A 13,581-nucleotide genomic window follows, 5' to 3' on the forward strand; every position below is an offset into this window, starting at 1 on the left:
GAAAGGCATTGACTAGGGTAAACCTGTGAACGACACCCCACTCGAGATCCGCGGGGGCGCCGTCCGATCGGGGTCGGCGAAAAGGACTAAACGCCGATCGACCGTTCGGACAAATTGTACGTAAATGGGTTTAAGTTACGATTTGATCATCTAGACACGGAAACGGCCGAGGGTCGCATCCTCAATGGATGCGACCCTCGGCCGAACTGCTTCTACCTGCTAGCTCTTCTTCCACGGGCCGTGCGGCCCACCATGCGGGCCACCGTGGGGACCGCCGTGCGGACCCCCGTGGAAGTCGGGGCCGCCCCAGCCGTAGTAGACCTTCAACGCGTACCCGCGCCGGAACCCCTCCCGCACCGGAATGCAGTCGTGGTCGGTCCACTGGCGGCGGAACTCACCGCGCCGCCCGTCCTGGTGGCAGGCGCCCGCGCTGCGGTAGAAGCCGAGGACCCGGGACCGCGACGTGGCCTTCGCGGCGGCCGGGGCCTTCGGCTTGACCTGCGGCGTCGTGGGCGCGGCGGAGGACGCAGCGGCCGGTCCGGCGCCGACGAGGAGGCCGGCGGCGATCGCCACGGCGGACATGGCGAAACCGCGCATCACCTTGTTCATAGGGATCACCTTTTCGTTGATAAAGGTAATTTCGGACAAACTGATCATATGAGTCACGGGCCTTTCGGCTTGGCGACACACGTCCACGATCAGGTGACCCCGTACGTCTATTCGATCTTCCCAGAACCTTGATCATCGAATGGTTTCCGCAGCTCATTACGCATTTATCGAGCGTCAAGCGCGGCAACGCACACTGAGTGCGAATGTGGGGCCGGAGACGACGGTGGCCCGGTGCCGACAGCGCACCGGGCCACACCACGCGAGGTCTCAGACCGCGATCGTCCGGCGAGCGGCCGGCCGCAGGTAGACCGCCCAGGTCACCACCACGCACAGCGCGTAGAACCCGATGAAGGCCAGGTACGCCGCGTCCGCGTCCTTGTAGGTCAGGAACGACTGCCGGAAGGCCAGGTTCACCAGCACCCCGCCGACCGCGCCGATCGCCCCGGCCAGGCCGATCACCGCGCCGGAGATCCGCCGCGCCTGGTGCTCGTCGGTCCCGTACTTGGCCTTGAAGATCGCCGGAATCATCTTGTACGTCGATCCGTTGCCCAGCCCGCTCAGCATGAACAGGCTGATGAACCCGGCGATGTAGAGCGGCAGCGACCGCTGCTGGGCGGCGATCAGCACGACCGTGGCGCCGATCCCCATGGCGATGAAGTTCACGAACGTCACCCGCGCCCCGCCCAGCCGGTCGGCCAGCGCCCCGCCGACCGGCCGGATCAGCGAACCCAGCAGCGGACCGAGGAACGTCAGGTAGGCCGCCTTGATCGGGGTGTTGAACTGGGACGCGAACTGAACCTGCAGCACCTGCCCGAACGCGAACCCGAACCCGATGAACGAGCCGAACGTCCCGATGTAGAGCAGCGACATCACCCAGGCGTGCCCCTCCTTCACCGCGTCCCGCATGCCGCGCTTCTCGTTGCGGGCCTGGGAGAGGTTGTCCATCCAGATGGCCGAACCGAGCGTGGCCAGCACGATCAGCGGGATGTAGATGCCGGCCACCACACCCGGATGCCCGGCGCCGAAGGTGGCCAGCACGAACAGGCCGACCAGCTGGACCGCGGCGACACCGATGTTGCCGCCGCCGGCGTTGATGCCGAGCGCCCAGCCCTTGTAGCGGTTCGGGAAGAACGCGTTGATGTTGGCCATCGAGGAGGCGAAGTTGCCGCCGCCGACGCCGGCCGTCGCGGCCAGGATCAGCAGGGTGGAGAACTCGACCCCCGGCTTGATCAGGAAGGCGGCCAGGATCGACGGGATCAGCAGCAGCGACGCGCTGATGATGGTCCAGTTACGGCCGCCGAAACGGGCCACGGCGAACGTGTACGGGATCCGCAGACCGGCGCCGACCAGCGTCGGAACGGCGGTGAGGAGGAACTTCTGGGCCGGGTCGAAGCCGTACTTCGGGCCCAGGAAGAGCACCATCACCGACCACAGCGACCACACCGAGAAACCGATGTGCTCGGAGAAGATCGAGAAGATCAGGTTGCGCTTCGCGATCTTCGACCCACCGTTGGCCCAGAACGTCGGGTCCTCGGGGTTCCAGTCGTCGATCCAGTGGCCTCCCAGCGAGGCGGATGAAGGACGCTCGACGGCGATAGCGGTCATGTCACTCTCCCAAGACGATCTGACCGTCGTCGACCCGGACCGGGTAGACGTTGATCGGGGGCTGGCCGGACTGGGAGCACCCGGTGGAGAGGTCCCAGGCATACAGGTGCAGGGGGCAGACGACGACCGCGTTGTCGATCTGCCCGTCCGCCAGCGGGCCACCCTTGTGCGGGCAGACCGCCGAGACCGCGCGCAGGGAGCCGTCGCGCAGGCGGAAGACGGCGACCATGTCCCCGTCGGTGGTGTAGGTGCGACCCTCGCCGAGAGGGATGTCGTCGAGGCGGCCCAGCGTGCTCATCCGCGCACCGGGACCTGGGGCAGCACGGTCAGGGGCAGGGAGGTGCGGAACTGTCCCGGCGTCACCGGCTCACTCCGTTCTTTCCAGGGGTCCTTGTACGCCTGCACGGCCTCCTCGACGGCGGCGTCCAGGGCGAGCGCGATCCCGTCGGCGTCGTCGACGACGATCTCCCGGATCCGGTCGATGCCGATCCGCGGGACGAACGAGTAGGTCCGCTCCAGCCAGTTGGCGTTCTCGCGGTAGTACTGCAGGAATCGCCCGGTCAGCCGGATGACCTCTTCGGCCGAGTCCACGGTGGTGAGCAGGTCACCCTTGCGGATGTGGGCGCCGGCGGCACCGCCGACGTAGATCTCCCATTTGCCGCCGTCAATGGCGACGACACCGAGATCCTTGACGTACGCCTCGGCGCAGTTCCGCGGGCAGCCGGTCACCGCGAGCTTCATCTTCCCGGGCCCTTCCAGGCCCTGGAACCGTTCCTCGATCGCGATGCCCAGCGCCGTCGAGTCCCCGACGCCGAACCGGCAGAAGTCCGAGCCGACACAGGTCTTCACCGTGCGGAAACTCTTGGCGTAGGCATACCCGGACGGCATGTCCAGGTCGGCCCACATCGCCGGGAGCTGCTCCTTGGGCACGCCGAGCAGGTCGATGCGCTGCCCGCCGGTCAGCTTGACCATCGGGACGTCGTACTTCTCGGCGACCTCGGCGATCTTCCGCAGCTGGGCCGGGGTGGTGACGCCGCCCTTCATCTGCGGGACCACCGAGAAGGTGCCGTCGCGCTGGATGTTGGCGTGGACGCGGTCGTTGATGAACCGGGCGTCGCGCTCGTCGACGTAGTCGGCGCCCCACATCATCTTCAAGAGACTTGCCAGGCCCATCTTGCTCTTGGCGTCGTGGGTCCCGTCCGGGACGAGCTTCTCGAAAACCGACGAAACACTGAGCAAGCGATATTTCCGGATTGCCGCCATCAGCTCGGACTTCGGCATCGGCACGCCCGGGACATACCAGGACGCGGCCGGGTCCTCCTCGGCCGCGCCGCCGTTGGCCCAGTCGACGATCCGCTGCACGAGCGGCTTACAGGTCCCGCAGCCCTTGCCCGCGCGCGTCCTGTCCATGACCCCGCTGACCGTTTTGCAGCCACCGGCGACGACCCCGCAGATCGCGCCCTTGCTCACCCCGTTGCAGTTGCAGATCTGGGTGTCGTCGGCCATGTCCTCAGGGGACTCCTCGACCACTCCCCCGATGTCGAAGATCAGTGACGACCGTTCGTCCGGAAGCGGCGTACCCCGGTCGAAATGCTGGATCAGCGACGCCGCCTTGCTGTTGTCCCCGACCAGGGTCGCGCCGACCAGCACGTCCTCGCGGATGATCAGCTGCTTGTAGATCCCCTTCTTCGGCTCGTTGTAGACGATCACCTCGTCCTCGTCGTGCTCCGGGGCGATCAGCCCCATCGAGGCGACGTCGATGCCGGCCACCTTGAGCTTGGTGTGCAGCTTCGAGCCGGTGTAGGCGACCGCGCCCGTACCGGTGATGTGGTCGGCCAGCACCTTGGCCTGATCCCACAGCGGCGCGACCAGGCCGTACAGGTTGCCGCGGTGCTGCGCGCACTCCCCCACCGAGTAGATGTCGTCGTGACCCTGCACCCGCATCTGGTCGTCGACCACGATGCCGCGCTCGACCGGCAGGCCGCTGGCCGCCACCATCTCGGTGTTCGGCCGGATGCCGGCGGCGATCACCACCACGTCGCACTCGATGACCGTGCCGTCGGCCAGCTTCACCCCGGTGACCCGGTCCTTGCCGAGGATCTCGCTGGTCATCGCGTTGGTGATCACGTTGATCCCGAGCTTGCCCTCGACGCTGGCCTGCAGCATCTGGCCGGCCTTGGGGTCGAGCTGGCGGTCCATCAGGTGACCCATGGCGTGCAGCAGGGTCACGTGGCTGACGTGGTTCTGCAGGCCGCGGGCCGCCTCCAGGCCGAGCAGGCCGCCCCCGATCACGACCGCCCGCTCGTGGTCCCGGGCGTAGCGGATCATCCCGCGGGTGTCGTCGAGCGTGCGGAACGCGAAGACGCCCTGGTGGTAGCCGCGCTTGGGGTTGTGCACGTTCTTCATCGGCGGCGTCCACGAGTAGCTGCCGGTCGCGATGATCAGCTTGTCGTACGGGGTGGCCCCGCCGTTGCTGTCGTGGACGGTCCGGTTCGCCGCGTCGATCCGCTCGACCTTGACCCCGGCGTTCAGCGTGATCCCGTTGTCCCGGTACCACCCGAGGTCGTTGAGGAAGATGCCCTCCTCGGTCTCCACCCCGGCGAGCAGGTTGGACAACATGATCCGGTTGTAGTTGCCGTAAGGCTCGTCACCGAACATCGTCACGGAGAAATCCCCGCCCCGGGCGAGGATCTCCTCGACCGTCCGGGCTCCCGCCATGCCGTTGCCGATGACGACAAGCTTCTGAGTCACTGCGTCGGTCCCTTCTGGCCGTGTGCAGTCACTCTGTCGGCGCGGCGTTAACCCGGAAGACCACTTACCGTGACACTGCTGTTCGCAAATCCCTACATCCGGCTACCCGCCGTTGTGAGGGCACGCGCCCGGTCGAACCGGCTCAACACCAGGTCCGCGACCCCGGCATCCCGGCCCAGCGGCGGCGTCACCGAGTCCGCGCCGGCGTCACCCAGCGACCGATAGAACAGCCCGTCGGCCAGCAGATACGCCGCGATCGCGACCCGTTTCGCGCCCTCCGCGCGCAGCTGCGCGACCACCTCCGGCACCCGCGGCCCGGTCCCCGACACATAACCCACGCGCGCCCCGCCGGGCAGCTGCGCGGCCACACCCTCCACATCGGCCCGCCATCCCGGATCGGACGACCCGGCCGCCGCCAGCACGACCGCGTCCGCCTCCGGAAGGTTGCGCACCAGGCTCGCCAGCAGCAGCGGATCCGGCCCGAGCGGCGCCGTCACCGGAATCCCGGTCCCGGCCACGGCCTCCGCGATGTCCACCCGCACGTGATATCCGCACGACAGCAGCAGCGGCACGACCACGGCATCGGTCACGGTCGGCACGACCGCGGAAACCTTCGGTTCCTGCACGTCCACGTAGCAGAGCCGCACGTCGAGCCCGCGCCGCCGCCGCGCCACCGAGGCGGCGAGTTCCTGCAGCTGCCGGCGCCCGGTGGCCGAGCGGGTCCCATGAGCGACAGCGATCAGAGTGGTCACGGTTACCTCCAAGATCAAATTCTTCATTGCCTCGGTCCGCCGGGGTACAGACCGTCGCTCCCGCGGGGACCCTTCCGGTCCTCGCAGGGCGCTGGCGCGCCCAGAACGCGAGGCCCGCAAGGGCGACGTGGTCGGGTGGTTGCGGTCAGAGCAACAAACCCGCCCACGGCGCACCCCGGATGCCCTCGATCCCCGCGGTGAGCCCGGCGTCATCACCGGCCGGCGTCAATGCCGGCCGGCACTGCCGGCCAGCGCCGATGCCACCCGGCGTCATTACCGACCGGCGTCGATGCCGGATGTGGATACAACGGCGGCCCGGCAACACATCGGGCTCGGCCGTGAGGTGCGAGAAGGCGTCCCGCGGCGCGACCGGTCAGGCGGCCTCGTCCACCCGCAGGCGGTAGCCGCGTTTGATGACCGTCTCGATGTGCTTGCCGGAGCCGAGCGCGGCCCGCAGCCGGGCCACCGCCACGTCCACGGCATGCCCGTCGTTGCCCCGCGGCAGCGCCGCCGCGAGCTGATCCTTGGAGACCACCGCCCCCGGGCGTACCGCCAGCGACGTCAGGATCGCCATCGCGGCCGGCGCCAGGGTGTAGGTCACGCCGTCGATCAGGGCGGCGTGACCCCGTACCTCCAGGGTCGAACCGGCCACCCGCAGCTTCACCGCGCGCCGCGGGAGCTCGTCGGTGACCGTCTTGATCAGCGCGCCGAGCCGGTAGCGTTCCGGCATCACCACCGGGACGTCGAGCTCCACCAACGGCGCCGCGGTCACCGGACCCACACACGCGGCCAGGGTCCCGGACCGGAACGCCGCGGCCACATCCATGTGCGCGTCCCCGGCGATCTGCAGGAACGCCTTGACGGCGGGCGCGCTGGTGAACGTCACCGCGTCGATCTGCCCGGCCGCGACCTGCTCGGCCAGCCGGCGCACGGGCGCCACGTCCGGCGGCAGCGCCCATCGGTACACCGGCACCTCGACCACCGCCGCCCCGGCCAGGCGCAGCGAGTTCACGAACTCGGTCTGCGGCTCGCCGTGCTCCTGCACCACGATCCGTTGCCCGGCCACCCCGTCGTGCAGCAACCGTTCGAGCACCTCCTCGGAGGCCTCGGTCTTGGCCGCCCAGTCCTCGGACAGCCCGGCCGCCCGGATCGCCCCGCACGGCTTCGGCCCCCGCGCGATGATCTTCGCCTCGCGCAGCGACGCCCGCAGCGTCTCCCCCAGACCCCAGCCCTCGGCCGCTTCCAGCCAGCCCCGGAACCCGAACCCGGTCGTCGCCACCACGAGATGCGGCTCCAACCCGATGCACGCCTCGGTCGCCGCCCGCAGCGCGTCGTCGTCGACCAGCGGCACGATGGTGATCGCCGGCGCGCTGACCACCCGCGCGCCGCGCCGCTCCAGCAGCGCGGTCATCTCCCCGCGCCGCCGCTCCGCGGTGACCGCCACGGTGAAGCCGGCCAGTGCGCCCTCGGTCATCCGGTCCCCATCCTGTGCCGCCGTATCCGCTGCAAGAGTCCTAAGACCTGATTTCGGGAACGGTAGGTGAATGTTTCCACGGTGATAACGCCGACTCACTTCCGCCCCGAACCCACTTGTGACCAGCCCCGATCCCCCAGTCTCCCTCGCCGCCCCCACACGCCACCCCAGCTCAGGCCACCCCATAAGCCCGACTTATCCAAAGCCCCCAGCCCCCCTCACGGGTGGACCTTGAGACAACCCTCAGCACCAGCCGAACGCCAGCAGCTGGCGCCCCCGGCTGGATCGACGGCCTTGAGACGACCCTCAGCGCCAGCCGAACGCCGGCAGCTGGCGCCCACGGTCGGGCCGACGGCCTTGAGACGACCCTCAGCACCAGCCGGACGCCGGCAGCTGGCGCTCACGGCTGGATCGACGGCCTTGAGACGACCCTCAGCGCCAGCTGGCTCGGGTTGGCTGGGGGGGGTGGGCCGGGCGGAGGAGGGGGTGGTCAGGGGCGGGGGTCGTCGGGGGTTTCGAAGAGGGGGTCGGTGGTGCCGAAGACGTCGCGGAGTTCCTTGAGCATGTGGAAGGCGGCGATCCGGCCGTCGAGCAGGCCGATCCGGTAGTCGGGGCCGACCTCGGGGTCCTCGGCGATCTGCGGGTCGCGGAATCCGGCGGCACCGTCCACTCGTCCGGCGTTGTAGGCCACCAGCGCGTCGTCCATCGATCTCTCTCCCTGCCCGGCATACGTCGGGCGTCAATCTCGCACGCCCGCCACCAGCGGAGAACCGTCCGTAGGGCTCGATCCCGCCACCCCTCAGCCGGTCCCGCCCGGCCGCCCGTCACCCGAACACCGGCAACCGAGCTGAAACCGTCCTGCACCCGGGCGACCTCCGTCACCCCACCCACGGCCGGGTTCGGATGGGGGTCGGGCTTCGGTGGGTTTGTTGCTCTGACCGCAACCAGCCGCGGAGGAAACGAGCTCCACAACCTGTCCACGGGGTTTTGTGGTTTGACCGCAACCAGCCGACCACGTCGCCCTTGCGGGCCTCGCGTTCTGGGCGCGCCAGCGCCCTGCGAGGGTCGGAAGGGTCCCCGCGGGAGCGACGATCGGGACCACGGCGGACCTAGGCCATGAAGAATTTGATCTTGGATTTGGGCTGGGGAAACAGCGCGGCCCGCGCCTTCGGAGGACGCGGGCCGACGCCGCCCGGGCGGACCCGGGCGCGGGGGGAATAGCGGAGAGCAGGGCAGCGAGCGGGGTAAGGGTCAGTGAGACGGCGGGCGGCCGGGAGCGGGATGAGGGAGGGTGACGGGGGACGGGTCAGCGGGGTAGGAGGCCGGAGGCGTTCCAGAGGGATTTGGCCGGGCCGGTGCCGATCAGGTCGAGGTCGGTGAGGTAGGTGACGATGCGTTCGCCGGCCCAGCGCATGGTTTCGCGGTGGTGGGGGTTGGCGCGGGCGGCCCGGCGGCCCTCCTCCGGGTCGATGCCGACGGCGCGGTAGACGCGGGGGTCGATGAGGCGGGTGCCGGTGAGGTAGGCGGCGCGGCCGATGACCAGGCGGTCGAAGGCGAGGCGGGACTTGCCGGCCTGGCGGATCTGGCGGGCGAGTTCCTCGCGGGCGAAGCGGACGTGCCGGGCCTCCTCGACGACGTGGATGCGGGAGACCATGCGGACCAGGGGCTGGACGGTTTCGTCGGCCATCGCCTCGCGCTGCAGGGTGTCCAGGATCTCCTCGGCGATGAGGATGGCGGCGAACATGCGCGGGCCGGTCGCGGTGTGGGCGATCCAGCGGCCGAGGAGTTCGTCGATGCCGTGCGGGCGGTAGACCGGGGTGCCGAGGCGGGCGATCATCTTGCCGAACATGACCGAGTGGCGGCATTCGTCGCCGATCTCGGTGAGCGCGTACTGGGCGTGGGCGGCGGTCGGGTCCTGCTTGAAGTAGCCGCGGATGAGCAGCTGCATCAGGATCGTCTCGAACCAGACGCCGAGGCCGGCGATGCTCGCGACCTCGTGCTTGGTGAGCTCGACGCGCTGCTCCTCGGACATGCGGTCCCAGAGCGCGGTGCCGTAGAGGCTGGACCGGTGGACCGGGACGAAGTACTTGCCCTCGACGAACGGGGCCTCCCAGTCGATCTCGATCTCCGGGTCGTACGAGTGCTCGGCGGACGATCGCAGAAGCCTGGTGGCCGTGCGGTCCCGATCGGTCACTGACATCGGCCCTCCAAAAGCTTGACGTTACCGGCGGTAACAGTTACTTCTAGTACTATGAACTCGGTCACTCCCCCCGTCAACACCGACGGCCGCCGCGGTCGATGGGACGGTCATCGCGAGCAGCGCCGCGCGGAGCTCACCGCCGCGGCGATCGAGGCGATCCGGCAGCACGGGCCGGAGATCGGCATGGAGGCGATCGCTGCGCACGCCGGCGTGAGCAAGCCGGTGCTGTACCGGTACTTCGCCGACAAGTCGGAGCTGTGGCTGGCGGTCGGGCAGCAGGCCGGCGCGATGGTGCTGGAGGCGATGGTCCCGGCCGTCGCCGCGGTCCGCGAGGAACGGGCGGCGATCGCCGCGGCCATCGACGTCTACCTGGCGCACATCGAGGGCGACCTGAACCTGTACCGGTTCGTGGTGCACCAGCCGGACATCACCCGCGGCCGGGACGTGGTCGCCGACGTGATGGAGACCGTGGCCAGCGGCCTGGCCCGGATCTTCGGGGACCGGCTGCGGGCGCACGGGCTGGACTCCGGCGCCGCACTGCCCTGGGCGTACGGCGTCGTCGGCTACGTCCAGTCGGTCGGCGACTGGTGGCTCCGGCAGCAGCAGCCGATCAGCCGCGAGGCGCTCGGCGAATACCTGACGACGTTCCTCTGGGGTGGTGTCGCCGGCATCAGCCGCGCGGCCGACACGCCCGGTGGGCTGGCGGCTCAACAGGAAGGGTGGGCGACCACGTGACGGACGAGGAGGAGTACCGCGGACCGGCCACGCTGCAACTGGAGGACGGGCCGATCGCGGTGCAGGTGCGGATGTCGGCGCACTTCGAGCCGATCGAGGGGCGGTTCCGCTGGGCCGGGCGCACGAATCCCGTGGATAACCTGCGGGAACGGGTCAGCGCGGGGCTGCGGAAGGCGGTCATCGCGATCCCGGGGGCGGTGGAGACGCCGGTGAGGCTGAGCGAGCCCGACCCGTGGGGCGGGGTCCGGATCAGTGGGACGGGGACGCCGCCGTGGTTTCCGGTGGTGGCGGCATGACCGATGTCGACGTTCTGATCATCGGGGCCGGGCTGAGCGGGATCGGGGCCGCCTGGCGACTGCAGAAGCAGCGGCCTGGGGATAAGTATCTGATCCTGGAGGCGCGCGAGGCAATCGGGGGGACGTGGGATCTCTTCCGGTATCCGGGGGTGCGATCGGATTCGGACATGTTCACGTTGAGCTATCCGTGGCGGCCGTGGCGGGAGCCGGAGTCATTGGCTTCCGGGGAGAAGATCCGGCAGTACATCGAGGACACGGCGAATGAAGCGGACATAGTACGAAATATCCGGTTCGGCGTGCGCGTGGTCAGCGCGGACTGGTCGTCGATGGCCCGGCGATGGTCCCTGACGGCGGCCGACGGGACGGTCTACACCGCGCGATTCCTGTACGCGTGCGCAGGCTACTACAGCTACGACGAGGGCTACCGGCCGGATTTTTCCGGCATATCCGAATTTGGTGGCACAGTGGTCCACCCGCAGTTCTGGCCGAAAGACCTCAACTACCAGGATAAACGCGTCGTGATCATCGGCAGTGGCGCCACCGCCGTCACCCTGGTCCCGACCATGGCCGCGGACGCCGCGCACGTCACGATGCTCCAGCGCTCCCCTACGTACGTGATCCCCCTCCCCAACCACGACGCGATCGCCGACATCGCCCGCCGCCTCCTCCCGCCGAAGGCCGCCAACCGCATCGCCCGGAGCAAGAACGTCCTGCTCAGCCAGCTGTTCTACCAGCTCGCGAGGAAGCGCCCGAAGCAGGTCCGCCGCGTCCTGCAGGGTCTCGCCGGTCGTTTCCTGAAGAACCCGGGGTACGTCGACGAGCACTTCAAGCCCCGCTACGACCCGTGGGACCAGCGCCTCTGCGTGATCCCGGACGGCGACCTGTTCCGCAGCATCACCTCCGGTCGCGCGTCCGTGGTCACCGACCACATCGACACGTTCGTCCCGGAGGGCATCCGCCTGAAGTCGGGCACGGTCCTCGAAGCGGACGTCGTCGTCTCGGCCACCGGCCTGTCCCTGCAGGCGGTCGGCGGCATCCGGCTCAGCCTGGACGGCACGCCGATCGAGATCGGACAGCACGCCGCCTACCGCGGCATGATGCTTTCCGGCGTGCCGAACTTCGCGTACTGCATCGGCTACGTCAACGCGTCCTGGACGCTGCGCGCCGACCTGGCCCACCGGTACGTGCTCAAGCTGCTCGACCACATGGACCGCCACGGTTACGCCGTCGCCACCCCGGCCCGGCTGTCCAGTTCCGGTCGCCCGCTGCTCGACCTGTCGTCCGGGTACGTGCAGCGCGCACTCGACCGCTTCCCGCGGCAGGGCGACCGCGATCCGTGGCTGGTCCGGCAGAACTACCTGCGGGACGTCGTCACCACGCCGCGCGCCGACGTCACCCGGGACATGACCTTCACCCCGCGCTCCGCTCCCGTCCCCAACACTGAGGTGGTCCGATGACCCGTCTCGATCCCTACCGGTTCGCCGGGCGCACGGCCGTGCTCACCGGCGCCGCCAGCGGCATCGGTGAACAGCTGGCCTACGGCCTGGCCCATCGCGGCAGCGACCTCGCCCTGGTCGACGTCGACGCGTCCCGCCTCGAACCGGTCGCCGCGCGCATCCGCCAGGCCCACCCCGGCCTTTCGGTACGGACGATCGTCGCCGACCTGTCCGACCGGGCAGCGGTCGACCTGATCACGAACGATCTCCCGCCCGCCCTCGGCCTGCTGATCAACAACGCCGGCGTGGCCCTCGGGGGACGGTTCGACCAGGTCAGCGTCGACCAGTTCGAGCACGTCATGAACGTCAACTTCCGCGCCCCGATGCTGCTCACCCACGCGCTGCTGCCCGCGCTGACCGCCACCCCGGGAAGCCACATCGTCAATGTCTCCAGCCTGTTCGGCCTGATCGCGCCGCCCGGGCAGAGCGCCTACTGTGCCAGCAAGTTCGCGCTGCGCGGCCTCAGCGAGTCGCTGCGCGGCGAGCTGTTCGAGAACGGGATCGGCGTCACGACGGTCCACCCGGGTGGCATCCGCACCCGGATCGCGGAGAGCGCACTGATCGGCGAGGGCGTGCCGGAATCGGACATCGCGCCGACCCGCAAACTGTTCGGCGCGCTGCTCAGCTTCCCAGCCGACAAGGCCGCCGAGCAGATCCTGCGAGCCATCGAGAAGCGCCGGGCCCGGCTGCTCATCGCCGCCAACGCCAAGGGCCCCGACCTGCTGCAACGCCTGCTCCCGGTCGGCTCCGCCGACATCATCAGAAGGCTGACCTCCGCCTCGGTCAAGGCCGCCTCCCGGTCCAAGGTGGGTGCCGGTCGATGAACTACGTGGACGTACGGGGATCCCGCATCCGTTTCCACGAATCCGGCGACCCGGCCGCCCCGCCCGTGGTCCTGCTGCACGGCATCGGCCGCAGCCTGGAGGACTGGGAACTGCAGCACGCCCGCCTGGACGACACGTACCGGGTGATCAGCATCGACATGCCCGGCTTCGGCCTGTCCCAGCGCCTGCCCGTGGTCACGACCCTGCCCGTCCTGGCCGACGGCGTCTGGGCCACGCTCGACGCGCTCGGCGAGACCCGTCCGGTGCACCTGATGGGCAACTCGCTCGGCGGCGCCGTGTCGATGACCATGCTCGCCTCGGCGCCCGACCGGGTCACCACGCTGACCCTGGTCAACAGTGCCGGGTTCGGCAAGGAGGTGACCTGGGCGCTGCGTGTGCTGGCGGTGCCCGGGCTCGGCCGGCAGATGTTGCGGCACATCGACCGGCGGACCGCGCCGCGCGTCGAACGCACGCTCTTCCGGGACCGGGCCCTGGTCACGCCCGAGCGGGTGGAAATGGCGATCCGGATCGCCCGGCAGCCGGACTTCGCACCGGTCTACCTGGAGATCGCCCAGGCGCTCGGGGGGTTCCGCGGGGTGGCGCCGGCCTGGCGGTCGTCGCTGCTGGCGTCGCTGGCCGGCGTGCAACGGCCCACGATGATCCTCTGGGGTGACCGGGACATGATCCTTCCCAGTCATCACCTGGCCGCCGCCCGGACGGCGTTTCCGCATGCCAAATCACACATGTTCCCGGAGACCGGGCACATGCCGCAGATCGAACGGCCGGACGAGTTCGCCGGGTTGGTGCGGGCGATGCTGGCCTCGGTGCCGGCGTGAGAG

General features: G+C 69.5%; 13 protein-coding genes. 5 read left to right on the plus strand and 8 right to left on the minus strand.

Going from position 1 to position 13,581, the window contains the following annotated elements; translation table 11 throughout:
* Positions 1-219: 219 nt before the first annotated feature.
* The 8 genes from ACSHV8_RS27850 to ACSHV8_RS27885 all read right to left on the minus strand — a co-directional run bounded on the left by ACSHV8_RS27850 (position 220) and on the right by ACSHV8_RS27885 (position 9,391).
* A complete protein-coding gene (locus ACSHV8_RS27850) occupies positions 220-609 on the minus strand; it encodes a hypothetical protein (protein ID WP_436520229.1) in 390 nt (129 codons plus the stop codon).
* Positions 610-876: 267 nt separating this feature from the next.
* Positions 877-2,214: a nitrate/nitrite transporter gene (locus ACSHV8_RS27855; RefSeq protein WP_436520230.1), complete on the minus strand. Its 1,338-nt coding sequence runs from the start codon at positions 2,212-2,214 to the stop codon at positions 877-879.
* Between the two features lies 1 nt (position 2,215).
* Positions 2,216-2,512, minus strand: a complete 297-nt coding sequence (locus ACSHV8_RS27860; RefSeq protein WP_436520231.1) for a Rieske (2Fe-2S) protein — start codon at positions 2,510-2,512, stop codon at positions 2,216-2,218.
* Complete coding sequence (gene nirB, locus ACSHV8_RS27865; RefSeq protein ID WP_436520233.1) at positions 2,509-4,965, minus strand: nitrite reductase large subunit NirB; 2,457 nt, start codon at positions 4,963-4,965, stop codon at positions 2,509-2,511. Before nirB ends, ACSHV8_RS27860 begins: the two co-directional genes overlap by 4 nt.
* Before the next feature lie 92 nt (positions 4,966-5,057).
* Positions 5,058-5,717 (minus strand): sirohydrochlorin chelatase, encoded by a 660-nt coding sequence (locus tag ACSHV8_RS27870; RefSeq protein ID WP_436520235.1) that lies wholly within the window; start codon positions 5,715-5,717, stop codon positions 5,058-5,060.
* Between the two features lie 373 nt (positions 5,718-6,090).
* The gene (locus ACSHV8_RS27875; protein ID WP_436520237.1) at positions 6,091-7,191 is read right to left on the minus strand and encodes a uroporphyrinogen-III synthase; all 1,101 of its coding nucleotides are present in this window, start codon (positions 7,189-7,191) and stop codon (positions 6,091-6,093) included.
* Between the two features lie 490 nt (positions 7,192-7,681).
* On the minus strand, positions 7,682-7,897 hold the full coding sequence (locus ACSHV8_RS27880) for a hypothetical protein (protein WP_436520239.1): 216 nt from the start codon (positions 7,895-7,897) through the stop codon (positions 7,682-7,684).
* A 600-nt stretch (positions 7,898-8,497) separates the two neighbouring features.
* Positions 8,498-9,391 carry an AurF N-oxygenase family protein gene (locus ACSHV8_RS27885; RefSeq protein WP_436520241.1) on the minus strand — a complete coding sequence of 298 codons (894 nt, stop codon included), beginning with the start codon at positions 9,389-9,391 and terminating at the stop codon, positions 8,498-8,500.
* 51 nt (positions 9,392-9,442) lie between these two features.
* Between ACSHV8_RS27885 and ACSHV8_RS27890 the strand changes: the two genes are divergently transcribed.
* The 5 genes from ACSHV8_RS27890 to ACSHV8_RS27910 are packed head-to-tail and all read left to right on the plus strand — an operon-like array spanning position 9,443 to position 13,578.
* The gene (locus ACSHV8_RS27890; protein ID WP_436520243.1) at positions 9,443-10,126 is read left to right on the plus strand and encodes a TetR/AcrR family transcriptional regulator; all 684 of its coding nucleotides are present in this window, start codon (positions 9,443-9,445) and stop codon (positions 10,124-10,126) included.
* Positions 10,123-10,422, plus strand: a complete 300-nt coding sequence (locus ACSHV8_RS27895; protein WP_436520245.1) for a DUF4873 domain-containing protein — start codon at positions 10,123-10,125, stop codon at positions 10,420-10,422. Before ACSHV8_RS27890 ends, ACSHV8_RS27895 begins: the two co-directional genes overlap by 4 nt.
* Positions 10,419-11,879 carry a flavin-containing monooxygenase gene (locus tag ACSHV8_RS27900; RefSeq protein ID WP_436520247.1) on the plus strand — a complete coding sequence of 487 codons (1,461 nt, stop codon included), beginning with the start codon at positions 10,419-10,421 and terminating at the stop codon, positions 11,877-11,879. Before ACSHV8_RS27895 ends, ACSHV8_RS27900 begins: the two co-directional genes overlap by 4 nt.
* Positions 11,876-12,742, plus strand: a complete 867-nt coding sequence (locus ACSHV8_RS27905; RefSeq protein ID WP_436520249.1) for an SDR family NAD(P)-dependent oxidoreductase — start codon at positions 11,876-11,878, stop codon at positions 12,740-12,742. The genes ACSHV8_RS27900 and ACSHV8_RS27905 overlap by 4 nt, the downstream gene beginning before the upstream one ends.
* Positions 12,739-13,578: an alpha/beta fold hydrolase gene (locus ACSHV8_RS27910; protein WP_436520251.1), complete on the plus strand. Its 840-nt coding sequence runs from the start codon at positions 12,739-12,741 to the stop codon at positions 13,576-13,578. The genes ACSHV8_RS27905 and ACSHV8_RS27910 overlap by 4 nt, the downstream gene beginning before the upstream one ends.
* Positions 13,579-13,581 lie beyond the last annotated feature (3 nt).

Source organism: Actinoplanes sp. HUAS TT8 (assembly GCF_051380535.1).
Lineage (GTDB): Bacteria > Actinomycetota > Actinomycetes > Mycobacteriales > Micromonosporaceae > Actinoplanes.